We start from the raw sequence: 16982 nt of genomic DNA, 5'->3' as shown, positions 1-16982 counted from the left end.
GAGCGATTGACCATTATTCCTTACAAATAGATGCTCTATTGTAACAAGACTCCAGCGATTCGAGTATCGTGATCAGAAGAAAGAAAAGTTAGAAATATGTTTAAACGTTACCTAGCCCAAATATTTGCATCTTTAGCTCTGATTATCGCTATGCCAACCTTAGCTAGTGACGATGCAAGCACACCCCAACTCGCCTATTTCACTCTTGAGCCAGATTTAACGACTAACTTCTATACCAAAGGCAATAAGCTTGGTTATGTTCAAGTTCGAATTGATATTATGGTAGCGAACCAAACTGACTTGCCATTGATTGAGAAACATCAACCTTTGATCCGCGATGCGGTCATCGAGATGTTGGGTAAGCAAACCGAAGAAACCATTAAATCGCTAGCGGGACGCGAAGACTTACGTAAAAGCTTAGTTGAAGGTCTTAATGCTATCTTGTTACCCGAAACGGGTAAGACCGTTATCGCCGATCTCTTATTTACTAAGTATCTATATCAATAGACGTTAGAGAATCAATAGAGACAAAAAAAGCGGCGTATGCCGCTTTTTTTATTTTCGTGAGTCCCACAACCCTATCGCCACACCGGAAAGTAAACCGGCTAAGTGAGCAGTATTGGCAATAGCCATAAACGGTTGAACAAAGCCTAATACCAACCACACCAACATAAAGCCAAGGATAGGTTTTGGCATACTTAAACCTTTACTAGGTGCTCGATACCCAAGCATCCAAATGTATCCAACTAAGGCATACACCACACCAGACAAACCGCCGAAATTAGCCCCTTCTACCCAATATTGCCCAAAGCCAGAAACCGCGGCAGACAAAGCAAAAATCTGCGCTAACTTACCACTACCGAGGCGAAGCTCAATATCGCCACCAAGCTGCCACCACCAGAGTAAGTTGAATGCTATGTGCATAATAGAAAAATGCAAAAGCGCATGGCTAAACCAGCGCCAAACCTGCCATTCTTGACCGCTGAATGCCGGAAAATGCAATGCATCAAAAACAGGTTGCCCCGCGCCAAATTGCTGCAATGCAAAAATGATCACACAGGTTGCCATGATCAATAAACTAAATGGTCCGGCTTTCGCCTTGAGCATCGACATCATACTTGGCGAGTGATAGCTGAAGTTATTTTGTCGCGTTTCCACCATATCCCAAGAAGCCGCTTGGTACTTCGCATCATTCGGCTTAGCAAGGAACATTTTCAGTTCAGCTTCCGTCTCAACTTGGTGCTCTGCTTCCATCAGCCAAAGTCCAAACTGACCACCACCTTCGGGCATCATTTTTATTTCCACTTGGCGTGATGCCATATAGTCAATAAAAGCCTGAGCCATTCTCGGCTGATTTAAGGTAATCAGTTTGATCATAATTCTACCTAGTTTGATTCAACGGGTAAGCTTGCACGCTGCCAAGCTTCGAAACCACCATCCACACTATACACCTGCTCAAAGCCTTGGTTAACCAAATACTGCGCTGCGCCTTGGCTACTCACGCCGTGATAACACATCACCAATATTGGTTGTTCAAAGTCCGCTTCTTGCATGAATTGAATAATCGTATCGTTGGTCAAATGGAATGCTTCTACCGCATGTGAAAGGGCGAAGGATTGAGGGTCTCGAATATCAAGCATAGGCGCTTGTGCGGTTTGCATTAAAGCGTGAGCGGCTTGTACATCAATATGTAGGAACTGGTCCATTTACTTTCTCTTTTTGAGTTTCTTATTGTTGACAGTATTGTAACCTATCCAGTGCTCAACAAGTACACAGTCACAATAAGGTTATCCACTTACGATCACTTCTTCACCGTTTGTGGATAAAGCTGTGGATTACGTTGATAAAGTGTCTAATTCAATTTCGATCCACTAGATGTAGTAATGATCCTTGTTTTTTTGTGAGTAATTAGAACTATATCCCCAATCGAAAAGTCTCGTTTAAGCCTTTATTCACCCCGCTTTCTGACATGTAACCAAGAAATTTACCACAGAGTTACCCACAGGCTAAAAGCACTAAAGAGATCAGCAAAAGCGATCAGGCATAAAAAAACCGAGATCATTTGATCTCGGTTTTTTTTGAATTCTTAGCGAGTAAATTTACATTTCGCCGACAGCCATTTTGAGCTTCTTCATCGCATTCTTTTCAAGTTGACGAATGCGTTCAGCAGAAACACCGTAATTCTCAGCAAGCTCTTGCAACGTTGCTTTGCTGTCCACCAGCCAGCGAGAACGAACGATGTGCTGGCTACGTTCATCAAGAGTCGCTAATGCGAGGCTTAAACGATTATTGGTGTGCGCTTCCCAGTTCGCCGCTTCAACATTTTCTGCCACATCTGACGAGTTGTCTTCTAGGTAAAGCATTGGCGCAACGATCGATGTGCCATTGTCATCATCATCGGCGGTGAATTCAAACGTCGCATCTTGCGCAGCTAAACGAGATTCCATTTCACGAACTTCAGAGGGTTCAACACCCAATTCACGCGCAACAGTCTCAACTTCATTATTATTGAACCAACCCAAACGCTTTTTAGACTTACGCAGATTAAAGAACAATTTACGCTGTGCTTTGGTGGTCGCCACTTTCACAATACGCCAGTTGCGTAGTACGTATTCATGGATTTCAGCTTTGATCCAATGAACAGCAAATGAGACAAGTCTAACGCCCACTTCAGGGTTAAAGCGTTTTACCGCTTTCATCAAACCAATATTACCTTCTTGAATTAGGTCAGCCATTGGCAAACCATAACCTGAGTAACCGCGAGCAACGTGCACGACAAAACGCAGATGTGAAAGGATCAACCCTTTCGCTGCATCAATTTCACCGTCGTAATGTAAACGCTCTGCAAGTTCACGCTCTTCATCAGCTGTCAGCATTGGATAGCCATTCACTGAACGGATGTAGCTATCTAAACTGTCTTGTGAAACAGCTGCTATCGGATACGCTTTGTTAGTCATTCAAGTCCTCATCAAACTCTGATCTGGATTGTAAGTTTTAGCCCATCAATACTGAACCCAAAATGAACAGGATTCAAGCAAGTGACACTAACTTTGTTCAAACAAAATGTTTCAACAAGTAGAAAAGTATACGGTAGCGTATACTTTTTGCAAGTAAAGTTGTGATAAATATTTAATCACTTTTTTATACTGGTTCTATCTCATTGAGGTGGCGCTGAGCAGACACTTTTGCCGCCAAACACCCTAGGAATGTGCCCAACATCAGCAACAGCAAGGTTTCATCCCAACTTAAGCCGATTAATCGGAAGCGGCTATCATACAGAAGCGCCAATTGTTCCACACTGCTATTAAGTAAAATTGTGATTACCGCTGTAAGAATCCAAGCGCTTAATGAACCTAACAGACCAAACCACATCCCTGAATAAAGATATGGACGCAAAATAAAGCCGTCGGTTGCACCAATGAGCTTCATGGTTTGAATTTCGTGCTTGTTGGCCTGTACATTAAAACGCAATGTATTGCCGACAATAAGAAATACCGACCCTAGCATCAACACGGATAGTGTCACGACGATCCCTGCCACCAAACTCTTGATCGCATCTAGACGGCTTAGCCAATCTTCATCCATGCGAACATCGCTAATTTCATCTTCTACGCGTACACGTTCAGCTAATGCTTTGACCGCTTGTTTGTCATCACTCGCTGGAGAGATAACAAGAACACCAGGTAATGAATAATCTTCTAGCAGTGAGATAGCTTGGTCAAAACCAGAATATTGGCTCAGATCTGCCAAACCTTGCTGCGGTGAGATGTACTCAACTGCGTTAACTTCTGGCAGGCTTTCCAGTTCATCTTTTAACACCATGATACGAGGTTCTGGTGTTTGCTCTTTAATATAAGCACTCACGTGTGATGGACCGGCAACACTGGTGGTAGCAACCGCTACATTTTTACCGAGAAGATAAAGAGTCGCGGGCAACGTCAGCGCCATAGAGATCACCGCTAACGTTAATACATTGCCCAATGGGCGCGACCACAAATTAATAAAAGAGGTTTTTGCCTGCTTATAATGAACTGAAAAATAGCTATCGCGCTTAATACGATCGCTCTTTTTCGCCGCTTTCTTGTTACGGATATTAGCGGCCATAGTTTTCTACCTCACTCAAAAAACCTTGGTTCAACTCCAAGTGACGATATTGCGGACGTGAGTTAACTAAATTGATGTCGTGAGTAGCGAGTAAAATAGTAACCCCTGCACGATTGAACTCTTCAAGCAATTTAAGTACTCGGCTAGATAGCTCTTGGTCTAAGTTACCCGTTGGCTCATCGGCAAGTAATAAGGTTGGACGATTCACGACAGCACGGGCAATGCCGACTCGTTGCTGTTCACCACCAGAAAGCTGGCTAGGCAAGCAACGTGCCTTGTCTAATAAACCCGTTTTATCTAACGCCGCAGAAACACGGCGTTTGATTTCATTTTCAGAGATGGATTCGATGCGCATCGGTAAGGCGACATTGTCATAGACAGAACGATCCATCAATAAACGATGATCTTGGAACACAATCCCTATGTTGCGACGCAACAGAGGGATGTCTTTATTGGGGATCCGGGTGATATCGTGGCTATTGAAACTAATTTTACCGTCGGTTGGACGCTCTATCGCACATATCAATTTAAGCAGGGTACTCTTACCGGCACCGGAGTGACCACCTAGAAACGCCATTTCGCCACGGCGAAGATGAAAATCGACCTTTTGCAGAGCTTGTCGACCACCACGGTAAGCTTTGCTTACTTGCTGAAACTTAATCACCCGTTGTTCCTCTTACTCACAAACCGATCAATCTTCTCGGCTAAATAGTGCGTCAATAAACTCTTGAGTTTCGAACGGACGCAAATCATCAATACCTTCACCCACGCCAATAAAACGAATTGGGATTTGGAATTGATCAGCCAATGCAAAGATAACACCGCCCTTCGCGGTACCATCAAGTTTAGTTAATGTAATGCCGGTGACTGGGGCAACATCGCTAAATAATTTTGCTTGGCTAATTGCGTTTTGACCCGTGCCAGCATCAAGCGTCAGCATGACTTCATGCGGTGCTGAATCATCAATCTTCTTCATCACACGCACAATCTTACGCAGCTCTTCCATTAAGTTAGCTTTGTTTTGCAAACGACCCGCGGTATCAGCAATAACGACATCAAAGCCACGGGCTTTCGCCGCTTCTATCGCATCATAGATTACTGAAGCACTGTCAGCGCCAGTATGTTGAGCAATAACAGGAACATCATTGCGCTCACCCCATACTTGTAGCTGTTCAACTGCCGCTGCACGGAAGGTATCACCCGCAGCCAGCATCACTTTTTTACCTTGTGATTGGAACTGCTTCGCCAGTTTACCTATCGTTGTCGTTTTACCGACACCATTCACGCCCACCATTAAAATAACGTAAGGTGTTTTAGCACTATCGATTTCAAGCGGCTGCTCGACACTCGATAGAATTTCCGCCATTTCATCTTTCAGTAAGCCGTATAGAGCCTCACCGTCTTTTAGCTCTTGGCGAGACGCTTTGTCAGTTAAGTTTTCGATGATCTTTAGCGTTGTATCCATGCCGACATCAGCCATCAACAACTGCTCTTCTAGCTCCTCAAATAACTCATCATCAATTTGCTTTCCTTTGAATAGACCAAAGAAACCCGCACCGATGTTAGCTTTGGTTCGCGCTAGGCTACGCTTTAACCGAGCGAAAAAGCTCTCGGTTGGTTTTTCTTGCTCTTGAACTCGAGCTTCTACAGGCACTTCTGCTTCTGCTTCTGCTTCTGCTTCTGCTTCTGCTTCTGCTTCTGCTTCTGCTTCTGCTTCTGCTTCTAGAGCCTGTTTGATTGGCTCTGGTTCGGCAACGGTTTCTTGCTCTTCTACCACTTCAGGTTGAGATTGTTCTACCTGCTGTTCTTCTACTGGCTGCTTCGCTTGGTCTTCATCACCGAAACCAAGCCAAGAGAGCAATCCGCGCTTCTTTTTTTCCGTCATCTGGGGATATCCTAGATTGTCTAAATTAACTCTCATTCTTTCTCATTCCATTTTGACGAAATGAAAAAAGAAGATGACAACAGAGTGAAAAATTACCACCTTTAAGGCGTTTTAAGGTTACACTTTGTCATCAATGAAATTTGGCTGTACTCAGGGCGTAAACGCTGAGCGACTGGGTATAGTATCACTTTATTAGCGGTCAAAAAATCTATGGTAAGACGTCGCCAGCAAAACACATCACAAAATAAACCTTCAACCGGCTTTATACGCATTATTAGTGGCTTATGGCGTGGACGAAAATTGCCCGTTCACGATGCCGAGGGACTTCGTCCAACCACCGATCGCGTCAAAGAAACTGTATTTAACTGGTTAGCACAAGATGTACCCCAAGCTAAATGCCTCGACTTGTTTGCAGGTTCTGGCGGGTTAGGTTTTGAAGCCGCTTCGCGTCAAGCGGAAATGGTCACACTGATTGAACTCAATCCTGCGGCATTTAAGCAACTTGAACAAAATATTACATCACTAAAAGCATCAAATATCACCGCAAAGAATACCGATGCGCTCGCTTTCTTAAGCCAGCCCGGTACACCACAACACGTGGTATTTATTGACCCGCCATTTCGTAAAGGGCTATTAAACGAAACGGTCGCTCTACTTGAGCAAAATGGCTGGTTAGCGGAAGATGCCATGATTTATATTGAAACGGAAAAAGAGCTGACCATTGAAGGTCTTCCGGAACATTGGCATTTGTACCGTGAAAAGAACGCGGGCCAAGTTAGCTTCCGACTCTACCATCGACAATCAGCATAAAGGACAAATGATGAAAGCACTGATTATGTTAGCAAAAGCCGCCATTGGCTTTGTGTGGTTTATTTTAATTCTCAATATTTTTATGCCATTTCCAGGCACGGCAGCTATCGCACTCTACATTATGACTGCATTTTTGTTTTGTATGCATGGCTTGCAGATGTTGATCTTCATCGGTGCGTTCGGTGACAAGATTGAAATGAGCAGTTGGGAGAAATGGTCGATATTGATCTTTGGTATTTTTGCCCTACTCGACATTCGCCGCAAGCATATGATGTAAATTGACCTCAGCTTTACGACATAAAAAACGCCGCTCATTGAAGCGGCGTTTTCGTTTCTATACGTTCATATAGCTTTTCATACCATCAAGGAACATTTGCGTAGAAATCATCACAAGCAGTAGTCCCATCAATCGTTCAACGGCTTTCAAGCCTCTCTCACCCAATAGTCGGTGCAATACGCCAGAGAACATCAAAATAACAAATGTCGCAGACCAAGCAAGAACGACTGCGCCTGAAAGTTCTAATAACTTATTAGGATGTTGAGTAGATAACAGCAGTATTGTGGCAATCACGGATGGACCTGCCAACATTGGAATCGCCATTGGCACGATAAACGGCTCTTCTCCCGCCGCTAACCCTGTCACACTCCCCGCAGAAGGGAAGATCATTTTTATCGCGATGATGAACAGGATGATACCACCCGAAATACTCAATGTTTCCGGCTGAACGTGCAAGAAAGCCATAATGCCTTTACCTGCAAAAAGGAACAGCAATAAAATTGCTAGCGCAAAAAGCAGCTCCCGAATCAATACGATACGACGTCTCTTTGGCTCTAAGTGTTTTAGAATCGAGAGAACAATTGGTAAATTGCCCAATGGATCCATAATTAGAAACAGTAACGTCGCCGCAGAAAGAATATCCATCAATTACCTCCAAGACTTTGCGGCGAAGTATATACCGATCTTAGAGTAAATGCCCATTTTGCGTGCTACACGCAATGCCTGACACGAAAGCTCATACCACGATTAGTGACCACAAACCTGCTCTTGGTTGATCGTCCAACACTCGCCCTGTTGAGTGATTTTTTGTCTGTCGATGAAAAACGCAAACAGCTTTTCAAAATCAAAACCCGATAATTTGCAGGTACGAAACTGTGCTTGCTCGCCAAACTCAACACAAACAGCTTGGCGTAACTCTTGCTCAGTCATTGGTTTGTCACGCAATAAGTTAAGCACTTTGTGGGCGTGGATTTCACTCATAATAGATGGCTCCTGTAGATATATAACGGCGCCAAGAATAGACGAATCACACTAAAGCCGTCTTTGATATTAGATAATGAAGGAGGCGGTTATCAATGAATGAGCCAACAAGTAGCTACCTGAAACGATGTAGCGCCCAAGCTTAATTGAGTGGCGAAAATCATGTATCGCCAGCAGAACCGCAGATGTCGTTAATGACAAACTACCAATAAATGCCAGCAGTGCCTGATGACTTTGCTTTATCAGCCACAACTCACCAGTAATCCAATTAAGTTGCAGCAATACCATACCCATAATGACAACAGGAAAGATAAGACGATCAATTTTAGGAAGTAGTAAGAAGAAAGCGACGATCCCCATGGCTAATAACATCGCGGCTAGCCACCAGACAACTTCTCCGGAAAGTTGTAACCAAAAAGCGGTGCTATAGCACAACTGGACGGCAATAAAACTGGCGAAACAGAAACGTTTAAAGCGTTTGGTAATGTAGAGGCTATCTGCAAACATCGAAATGATGAGTCCGAGTGATACCCACCATTCGAGTTGCCCAACGACGCTCTCTTTCCCCCAAAGCATGACAAGAAGTAACAGTAGTGAAAAACAGGAAAAAAACATCGCTTGTTTAGGTTGGTTATTTTCACAAGCAGAGGTTGTAATAAACCCCGATAGCGCAACGGCAAGCCAGCTCCACATGATGATACCTCAATAACTTTGAACGGCCAGTTTAGGCAGGAAGTCACGATTGTCCACACTCTGAACAAAAAACTTGGATCTTGGTTGCGATTCAAACTTGATTCGTTTTTAACCTGCCTCTAATGGTTCGAGCCTCTTCACTCTCTTGCTGAGCACTTTGTTTTTTCACTCAACCAGCCCTAAGTGACTTTAAAGCCACAAAAGCCAAACAAAGCAACCTCACCCGTGTTAAATTAACAATCATAACAACCACAAAAAACCTTAAACAACAAACACTTAAATAAGATTACCACTCACAAAAAACTCGAATATTCATTATTTTCAAAATATGAAAATAATTTTTCGCCCAGTGAATCACATTACACTCTCATTTGATGAGAATTTATTGCATCCACGCATAAATGAAAAAGCAAAAACCACGACAAACGAGCAAAAACACGATCTGAACAACCGAAAACACCAAAATATCACAAAAAACGATTGAACACTTATTGAGCTTGTTTTTATTTATTTAAATACAATAACTTACACAAAAAAACATCCAGCTCACACGTAATACTCTAGCGACAAAATTGAAAAAACGCTCACCAAAACATCCGATAAACAGCCATAATCGAGACCATTAATTTGTTTTTATGGCATGTTTTAAGCTTAATCCTTGATCAAGTGGGTGAAATTCTGCTATTCTGTAAAACATAACATTAAACATCATAATAAGGGAGCAGACCTATGATTACTTCTTCACAAAAACAAGGACTTGTAATGATCGCAGTCATCGTCGGCTTGATGACCCTACCGATGATGTACTAGTTAACCTTAAAAAAACAAAAGGGACGCCAATGGCGTCCCTTTTTGCTTTATGACTCAATAATGACCAATTGATGTTCAATATTTAAACTCACTTCTAATTTTACACCTTAATGTAAAACCTTCCGTTTTATTCATTTCAATTCAATCACTAGAAGTGTTCCGTTAAAACATCCCAATGTGCGTAATAAAACAGCATTGCCGCCAAAGTAATCAACGCCATCAACGAGATTGCTACCCGCCATATAAAGCGGCTACTTCTTGGTGTGAGCTCTTTTTCACATTCATCGCAAACCGCAAGAAATTCACGACGGTTTTCTAGCTCATAGTCATATTCATGAACAACTTTATTGCGAATAGTCGCAATAAAGCGCAGCTTTCCTACAATCGTATGAGGTAAGCGCTCTTCACAGCTAGTGATCAACTGATGCAGACCTTTACCTTCTGCATGGTATTGGGTTCTCAGCAGATGCTCGATCTTGCGAGTGCGTGTAATTACGCTATCGATATCTGACATAACTTCTCTCCCTGGATATGTACGACAGTTTTCGCCCCTATTCTCATTTTAATAATGACTCGTTCTATGGCTAATCATACAAATGAAATATCTGATCATCTCTAGATTAACGACTTAATCGTCAATAGCTTGTGATATAGATCGAAGATCTATTTTCGATATCAACAATATGTGCTTCATATCTCAGAGCATAGTCAACATCCATTCAAAAAAGTAGCTAGAATGCATGCTTAGGTTCATGGAGGAGGAACGAATGCCTATTTCAATATTTTTCGCCATCGCATTACTGTGTCTCTTGGCGGGTTGGGTATTTACCAATTTCTATCGTCGACATGTACAAGGTGAAAATGCACCAGAACAAACTGTGAATGTCACGATATTGGACAAACAAGCGATAGAGCTGAAAGAGACACAACCAGGCCAGGATGATCAAGAATATTGGATTTACGTGCAACGAGGGCGTCTCGGTCCAAAACGTGAGTTTCAAGTTGGTATTCATTACTTTCACGCACTAAACCCAGGCGACAAAGGCACACTCACTTATCAAGGTGATAAGTTTCTTCACTTCGCAATAAAGCGTTAATCCATTATTGACCAGATCATCACTAAGGAAGTAGCCACGCCGTTTTCTTTGTTCGCGCTAGCAACCAGCTCAAAGCTAGCGCGCCACCACCACTCACCATCACCCACAGCGGGATCACCCAAATAGGATGCCCCTCATCCCAGCCAAACGCCTTCATTGGCCACAAGAATATCGGGTGTAGGATATAAATACCCAAACTGTATTGGCTGACAAACTCAACCACTTTGTGCCCTCGCGGCGAAATGAAGTCACTCACATAGCGGCAAACCACAAAAATCATGCTCGCCGCAAGCACCACATTGAGCGTTTTATAAGACAGCCAGCGCCCTACGGTATATTTGCCTAATTCGACACTGTTCGTGATCACCATAAATACCGTGAGCATCAGGGCTGCAATGCCTAACCAAGTAAAGCCAATCACAACCGCACGCTTCATCGGCAACTTTTGATACAACAGATACCCAAGCGGCAAATAGCCACTATAGAGCCATAACTCAGCGTTCCAAGGTCCATTAATTCCGAGTAGATACAATAAGCTTGTGGCTAGCCAAATCGCGACATAGGCGTATAGCGCGCCATCATTGCCTTGTTTTACAACCCATTGAAAAAACGGAATAACAAAATAGAGCGGTATAAAGTAGTAGAAGAAACCAAGGTGATAATAGGTCGCATGAGAAGGGCTTTCAACCAATACCTGCTGCGCCACTTGACCATCAAACCCTTGTGCAGACCAACCGGATAAATAGGCATAGAACAACGACCAAACTAAGAAAGGCAGCATCACTTTGCCTAAGCGCCGCTTAACGTAATAGCCGAACTCGAAGTCACGCTTATCACTCAACATCAAAGCACCAGTGATCAAAATAAACACAGGGACTGCCCAGCGGCTAATACTGTTAATCGATACCGCTGTCGCCCATTGATCAAACGGAATAATCCCCAGTTCATGTCGATAAGGCGCAAGCACATGAATAGCAATCACGGCAACAGCCGCCACACAGCGTAAAAGATCAAAAAAGCGAACGCGTTCTCTCATAAACGACCAATCGATAAAACCAAGTGTATTGAATATAGCAATAAAAAAGCTGACTAAACCAATGTGATGTAACGGTTTAGTCAGCTTTTAGTAAGCTCTTAAAAACACAGCAGACAATTACGAGCTCGCCACAGCCTCTAACTTAGGTAACTTAATCGAGATAAGTGTGGTGATCGCCAGGAAAGCAAACGAGACCCATAGGCAAGCTGAAAGTCCCGCAATTTGGAATACCCAGCCTGAAAGAACGGTTCCAATTAAGCGCCCCATCGCATTCGCCATATAGTAAAAACCGACATCGAGCGACACCCCATCCCCCTTGGCATAGCTAACAATCAAGTAAGAGTGAAGTGAAGAGTTAACCGCAAATACTGCGCCAAAGATAAGTAAGCCAACCACAATCACCAATTGAGGTTGCCATTCAATTTGTACCGCATAAGCGATACCTGCGGTGATCACCGCTAATAAAGCCGCCCAAACGAGTGCTGCATGACCATCAGGCACTCGACCTTGTGCCTTACCGGTAATTTTTGGGGCAAGTCCCTGCACAAAGCCATAAGCAATGACCCACAACGCCAAAAAGCCCCCTACCCATAAATGCGACCAGCCAAATACGCTGCCAAGATAAATAGGCAATGCAATTACAAACCAGACATCTCGTGCTCCAAATAGGAACATACGCGCGGCAGAGAGAATATTAATCGAGTCAGACTTAGAAAAAATTTGGCTAAATTTGGGTTTTATTTTGGCTTTACCCATATCACGCTCAAGCCCTAACAAGCTACCGATAAGAACCAGTGTTAACACGCCAGCCATCAAAAGCACTGCGGCTTTAAAGCCCACCAGCGACAACAACAATCCACCGACAAAGAATCCGACACCTTTCAAAGCGTTTTTTGAGCCCGTCAAGATTGCGATCCATTTGTAAAGTGCTCCTTGCTGATCATCTGGCACTAACGCTTTGATCGAACTCTTCGCACTCATCTTATTGAGATCTTTAGCAATACCAGACATAGCCTGTGCCAACATAACCCAAGGAATCGTTAACCAAGCATTAGGCACCGCAAGCATCACGAGCGCAACGACTTGCATCGCTAAGCCTAAGTTCATGGTTTTATTCAAGCCGAGTCTCGCGCCCAGCCAACCACCAATGAGATTGGTTACCACACCAAAGAATTCATAGAAAAGGAAAAGTGAGGCAATCTCTAATGTGCTGTAACCCAAATCATGGAAATAGAGCACCACCAGCATGCGCAGTGCACCATCCGTAACGGTAAAATTCCAATAATTGAAAGTGACCAACATGTATTGGCGAACACTTTTGCTTAGATTGGCAAACATAAGCCACCTTATGTGAACAGCGAATAGAGCTTTTGGACACCGATGATCTAAAAGCTCTTAGAGCGAATTATTAGCGTTGAGCAACTTGCTCAATGTACTCAAGTTGAACCGGTTTGGTGAACGCGCCAGGGCGTAAACCTTGCACTTGCGAAACAATGTCAGCCAATACCCAATCGCGCTCTAACAGTAAATGGGCAGCGAGCAACCCCGTACGACCAGAGCCCCCCATGCAGTGCATAGCCACTTTGCCACCTTGATCAACTATCGCTTGCAACGCAGGGGATGCGGCTTGCCATTTAGCAGCAAAACTGGCATCTGGTGCACAATCATCTTCAATCTCAATTTGGAACCACTGCATACCCAACTCTTGGGTCAATGAACCAAGTTGAGCGACATTTTTCTCTGCCAGTTCATGGTCATCTAACGCGGTGACCACCGCTTGCACACCTTGCGCTTTCAATTGCTCTAAGCTCTCTTGCAAAGACGCATCTTTGGTTCCTGGGCAAGGGGTTAAAATTAACGCGCCTTGCTCAACATCAAGCTGCCATGTTGGATGTGTCATCATTCTCTCCTTACGCCAAACCGACTGTACGTACCAACTCAGCGGTGCGTGTCGCATAGCCCATCTCGTTATCGTACCAAGCGTAAATTTTTACCATGCGCGTACCGACAACCATGGTAGATAGTGCATCGACGATGGTTGAACGTTGATCACCTTTGTAGTCAATTGAGACCAGCGGGCGGTCTTCAAAACCTAGAATACCGTTTAGCTCACCTTGCGCCGCTTCTTTCAACAATGTGTTGACCTCTTCAGCGGTAGTATCACGCTTCACATCAAAAATGATGTCAGTAAGTGATGCATTGGCTAGCGGCACGCGAACGGCATGCCCGTTAATCTTTCCCGCAAGCTCAGGAAAGATTTCAACAATCGCTGTCGCAGAACCCGTGGTGGTAGGAATTAAGCTCATGCCGCACGCACGAGCACGGCGGAGATCTTTATGTGGCGCATCCAAAATGGTTTGGGTATTAGTTAGGTCATGGATTGTCGTAAAGGCCGATTGCTCAATACCCAGTTTTTCGTGAATAACTTTCACTATTGGTGCAATGCAGTTAGTGGTGCACGATGCAGCAGTCACGATACGGTGAACATCCGGATTGAAAATGTCGTCATTGACCCCGACCACGATATTCGCAATGCCCTCTTCCTTTACAGGAGCAGAAACCACTACGCGTTTTACCCCTTGCTCTAAATATTTATTAAGAAACTTAGTGTGACGATGAACACCCGTCGCTTCAATCACTACATCACAGCCAGACCAATCAACAGCATCAATCTCTCTTTCACACGTTGTCTTGATACGCTGACCAGCAATTAGCATTTCATCGCCTTCGGTTTGTACCGCGTGACTCCAGCGCCCTTGTACTGAATCAAACTCAAGTAGATGAGCAAGAGTTGCGCAATCACCAGCGGCATCATTAATCAATACAAACTCAAGTTCAGGCCAATCAAATGCCGCGCGAAGTGCCAAGCGCCCAATTCGGCCAAATCCGTTAATCCCTACTTTAATTGTCATAGTCGTATCTCTTTCTATATTTATTGGCAGCAAACAGGTCGAGCCTGCATCGTGTGAAGTCTTTCAATATCTTGCTGGTATTGCGTTTTTAAACAGCTTGATGCCACCAGATCATCAATCAATTTATTCATCCACCCCGGTAATAAAGGAGCACGGCGATAGAACACCCATTGCCCTTGTCGTACATCGACCAAAATGCCACTTGAGCGCAACTGGGCAAGGTGTCGCGAAATCTTAGGCTGGCTTTCTTGTAGCGCTTGGGTCAATTCCCCTACAGATAAGCACTCTTCACGCATAATCAACATTAGGCAGCGAACTCGAGTCTCATCGGAAAGTAATTTGAAAAACTGATGTGGCAGCATAACTAAAATATACTCATATATGGATATGCGTATATTCTTGTTTGTTTGCAGTGGTGGGTCAAGTACGAACACATACTTGTCATAGAAAATTCATATTAGCAGTCAGAAACCAGGGAGGGGCTAGTTAATGGCGTGAATTGATTGGCTCCAACGTTGAGCTTCAGAAATTTTCAGCATCACGTCGTCTATCGATAGGTTCAGCAGCTCACATGCGTTTTGCATGCCTTCCCAATCGGCTTTTTCATAACACTCTTCGATCGTCAGCAAAATACCATAAGGTCCTTGGCGTTCGAGCAAGGCTAACTTAATCGCTTGGCTTAATGGTAATTGCTCAACCAAATACTCAATAGAAAGATCGAACATGGCATCCAATATTGAAAACAAACCAATTAAGAATGCGTGGTCTTTGTGTTGTTGCAGTGGGTTGTAAATCGACATTAGTGAACAAAACTGAGCTCGCTGCAATGAGAGGCAAAGCAGTTCACGAGGCTTTTTATTGGAAATGAAAGAGGCTACCGTTAAAGAAACAAACATCTTTAAACGTTCTTGACCAAGATAGATCAACGCTTGTCGGAAAGAGCAAATAGACACTTCTAAGCGATCAGAAAGGCTATTTACAAAATGCAGTAACTTATACGAAAGTGTGGCATCTCTTGCCACAATACGCTCTACCTTGTCAAAATCGACATCGTCTTTACACACTTCTTTAAATAGCTCAATCGCAATCACTTGCTCTGGGCTAATATAACGCTGACGAATCATTTCAGGTTTGCTAAAGAAGAAGCCTTGGAAAAAATGAAACCCCGCTTCACGAGCTTTCACAAATTCTTGTTCTGTTTCAACCCGCTCAGCCAAGTACTTACGCTTACTCCCACCAGCAATACGTTGCTTAACGAACTGGCAGGCATTTTCTAACCCCATCGCACAAAGATCAATTTTGACGATATGCACTAAAGGTAAGAAGCGTTCCCATTCGCTACTGTAGACAAAATCATCCAACGCGATCATATATCCATGCAATTTGAGATCGCGGATAGCCTCATACAACTCGTCAGTCGGCTGACAAGTCTCTAAAACTTCAATAACGATTTTATTTTTTGGTAAAGAGAGAGGCAAACGTCTCAATAAGCTTTGATAAGGGAAGTTCACAAAACAGCGAGAGTGAGCAACGACAGGGTTAGTGCCGATGCTCAAAAAATTTTCTGCAATTAAGCGATAAGTGGCTCGATTCGATTCTACGTGCGCAGGGTAAGCATTGCGCTCCCCGTCGCGGAACAACAACTCGTACCCGAGGGTTTGCCTCCGAGCATTTAGTATGGGTTGCCTCGCTACGTAAGTATCTTTCATTCGCCTCTACATTATTAATATTAACAGTAAGTTATGACTTTGCTGCGGCTAATAATGCACCACATCCAACAAACATGGAACCAAATACCTTATTGATTTTGCCCATCACTTTGTCAGAACGGATAAATCGTCCCATTTGTGATGCCAATGTGGTGTAACCCAACATCACAATTGCGTCGATCACCACGGTTGTCACACCCAAAACGACAAACTGTATTAGCTGCGGTTGGCTAGGGTTGATGAATTGCGGGAAAAGAGCCACCAAAAAGACAATTGACTTAGGGTTGGTCAAATTAATCACAATCGCACTGCGTAACAATGCCCAGCTCGAGCGTTGGTCATCACCACTGAGAGTCGCTAAACTCGATTTATCACGCCACTTTTGAATACCCAACCAAACTAGGTAAGCCGCGCCGACCCACTTAATCACAGTAAACGCCATAGCTGACTGCGCCACCAGCGCACCAATTCCGGCACCAACTAAGATAATGTGGCAAGCCAAACCGACCTGTAATCCAACTATCGCACCTAAAGATTTACGAGTACCGTAGCTCAAACCATTACTGATCGAGTTAACAGTGCCCGAGCCCGGTGCCAAGCTAAAAACAATTGCGGTGACTACATACGCTAACCAAACATGCAATTCCATGTTGTATTACCTCTCGACT

Annotated in this window: 21 protein-coding genes; 4 read left to right on the top strand and 17 right to left on the bottom strand. The window is 43.8% G+C overall.

Going from position 1 to position 16982, the window contains the following annotated elements:
* The first annotated feature begins 96 nt into the window (after positions 1-96).
* Entirely contained in the window at positions 97-507 is a 411-nt protein-coding gene (locus tag H2O73_RS19085; protein WP_182110517.1) for a flagellar basal body-associated protein FliL, read from the top strand.
* 48 nt (positions 508-555) lie between these two features.
* On the opposite strand, the gene glpG is transcribed toward H2O73_RS19085, so the two are convergent.
* The 6 genes from glpG to ftsY all read right to left on the bottom strand — a co-directional run bounded on the left by glpG (position 556) and on the right by ftsY (position 5989).
* On the bottom strand, positions 556-1377 hold the full coding sequence (gene glpG, locus H2O73_RS19080) for a rhomboid family intramembrane serine protease GlpG (RefSeq protein WP_182110516.1): 822 nt from the start codon (positions 1375-1377) through the stop codon (positions 556-558).
* Positions 1378-1385: 8 nt separating this feature from the next.
* Positions 1386-1706 carry a thiosulfate sulfurtransferase GlpE gene (glpE, locus tag H2O73_RS19075; RefSeq protein ID WP_182110515.1) on the bottom strand — a complete coding sequence of 107 codons (321 nt, stop codon included), beginning with the start codon at positions 1704-1706 and terminating at the stop codon, positions 1386-1388.
* Positions 1707-2099: 393 nt separating this feature from the next.
* Positions 2100-2957 (bottom strand): RNA polymerase sigma factor RpoH, encoded by an 858-nt coding sequence (gene rpoH, locus H2O73_RS19070; RefSeq protein ID WP_182110514.1) that lies wholly within the window; start codon positions 2955-2957, stop codon positions 2100-2102.
* 184 nt (positions 2958-3141) lie between these two features.
* A complete protein-coding gene (ftsX, locus tag H2O73_RS19065; RefSeq protein WP_182110513.1) occupies positions 3142-4104 on the bottom strand; it encodes a permease-like cell division protein FtsX in 963 nt (320 codons plus the stop codon).
* Positions 4094-4768 (bottom strand): cell division ATP-binding protein FtsE, encoded by a 675-nt coding sequence (gene ftsE, locus H2O73_RS19060; RefSeq protein WP_182110512.1) that lies wholly within the window; start codon positions 4766-4768, stop codon positions 4094-4096. Before ftsE ends, ftsX begins: the two co-directional genes overlap by 11 nt.
* Before the next feature lie 27 nt (positions 4769-4795).
* A complete protein-coding gene (gene ftsY / locus H2O73_RS19055) occupies positions 4796-5989 on the bottom strand; it encodes a signal recognition particle-docking protein FtsY (RefSeq protein ID WP_182110511.1) in 1194 nt (397 codons plus the stop codon).
* A gap of 210 nt (positions 5990-6199) precedes the next feature.
* Between ftsY and rsmD the strand changes: the two genes are divergently transcribed.
* The gene (gene rsmD, locus H2O73_RS19050) at positions 6200-6799 is read left to right on the top strand and encodes a 16S rRNA (guanine(966)-N(2))-methyltransferase RsmD (protein ID WP_182110510.1); all 600 of its coding nucleotides are present in this window, start codon (positions 6200-6202) and stop codon (positions 6797-6799) included.
* A 10-nt stretch (positions 6800-6809) separates the two neighbouring features.
* Complete coding sequence (locus H2O73_RS19045) at positions 6810-7076, top strand: DUF1145 domain-containing protein (protein WP_182110509.1); 267 nt, start codon at positions 6810-6812, stop codon at positions 7074-7076.
* Positions 7077-7133: 57 nt separating this feature from the next.
* Here H2O73_RS19045 and H2O73_RS19040 read toward each other — a convergent pair whose 3' ends face one another.
* From H2O73_RS19040 to H2O73_RS19025, 4 genes are all read right to left on the bottom strand, one after another.
* Positions 7134-7721, bottom strand: a complete 588-nt coding sequence (locus H2O73_RS19040; protein WP_182110508.1) for a YhgN family NAAT transporter — start codon at positions 7719-7721, stop codon at positions 7134-7136.
* A gap of 102 nt (positions 7722-7823) precedes the next feature.
* Positions 7824-8057, bottom strand: a complete 234-nt coding sequence (locus tag H2O73_RS19035; RefSeq protein ID WP_220457672.1) for a YecH family metal-binding protein — start codon at positions 8055-8057, stop codon at positions 7824-7826.
* A 69-nt stretch (positions 8058-8126) separates the two neighbouring features.
* Complete coding sequence (locus H2O73_RS19030; RefSeq protein WP_182110507.1) at positions 8127-8750, bottom strand: lysoplasmalogenase; 624 nt, start codon at positions 8748-8750, stop codon at positions 8127-8129.
* A gap of 958 nt (positions 8751-9708) precedes the next feature.
* Positions 9709-10074 carry a DUF4145 domain-containing protein gene (locus H2O73_RS19025; protein ID WP_182110506.1) on the bottom strand — a complete coding sequence of 122 codons (366 nt, stop codon included), beginning with the start codon at positions 10072-10074 and terminating at the stop codon, positions 9709-9711.
* A gap of 253 nt (positions 10075-10327) precedes the next feature.
* On the opposite strand from H2O73_RS19025, the gene H2O73_RS19020 reads away from it, so the two are divergent.
* Positions 10328-10657, top strand: a complete 330-nt coding sequence (locus H2O73_RS19020) for a DUF2500 domain-containing protein (protein WP_182110505.1) — start codon at positions 10328-10330, stop codon at positions 10655-10657.
* A 22-nt stretch (positions 10658-10679) separates the two neighbouring features.
* Here H2O73_RS19020 and H2O73_RS19015 read toward each other — a convergent pair whose 3' ends face one another.
* The 7 genes from H2O73_RS19015 to rhtB form a co-directional block, all read right to left on the bottom strand.
* Positions 10680-11693 (bottom strand): acyltransferase, encoded by a 1014-nt coding sequence (locus tag H2O73_RS19015; RefSeq protein WP_182110504.1) that lies wholly within the window; start codon positions 11691-11693, stop codon positions 10680-10682.
* A gap of 117 nt (positions 11694-11810) precedes the next feature.
* Positions 11811-13031, bottom strand: coding sequence for an organoarsenical effux MFS transporter ArsJ (arsJ, locus tag H2O73_RS19010; protein ID WP_182110503.1), 1221 nt, complete (start codon positions 13029-13031; stop codon positions 11811-11813).
* A gap of 70 nt (positions 13032-13101) precedes the next feature.
* Entirely contained in the window at positions 13102-13593 is a 492-nt protein-coding gene (locus H2O73_RS19005; RefSeq protein WP_182110502.1) for a cyclin-dependent kinase inhibitor 3 family protein, read from the bottom strand.
* Positions 13594-13603: 10 nt separating this feature from the next.
* Positions 13604-14605, bottom strand: coding sequence for an ArsJ-associated glyceraldehyde-3-phosphate dehydrogenase (locus tag H2O73_RS19000; RefSeq protein WP_182110501.1), 1002 nt, complete (start codon positions 14603-14605; stop codon positions 13604-13606).
* A gap of 20 nt (positions 14606-14625) precedes the next feature.
* Positions 14626-14967, bottom strand: a complete 342-nt coding sequence (locus tag H2O73_RS18995) for a metalloregulator ArsR/SmtB family transcription factor (RefSeq protein WP_182110500.1) — start codon at positions 14965-14967, stop codon at positions 14626-14628.
* 120 nt (positions 14968-15087) lie between these two features.
* On the bottom strand, positions 15088-16314 hold the full coding sequence (locus H2O73_RS18990; protein WP_182110499.1) for an EAL and HDOD domain-containing protein: 1227 nt from the start codon (positions 16312-16314) through the stop codon (positions 15088-15090).
* 31 nt (positions 16315-16345) lie between these two features.
* Positions 16346-16963, bottom strand: a complete 618-nt coding sequence (rhtB, locus tag H2O73_RS18985; protein ID WP_182110498.1) for a homoserine/homoserine lactone efflux protein — start codon at positions 16961-16963, stop codon at positions 16346-16348.
* Between the last annotated feature and the right edge of the window lie 19 nt (positions 16964-16982).

The sequence above is a fragment of the Vibrio marinisediminis genome (assembly GCF_014050145.1).
Lineage (GTDB): Bacteria > Pseudomonadota > Gammaproteobacteria > Enterobacterales > Vibrionaceae > Vibrio > Vibrio marinisediminis.
This window is presented reverse-complemented; position numbering and strand designations above follow the sequence as displayed.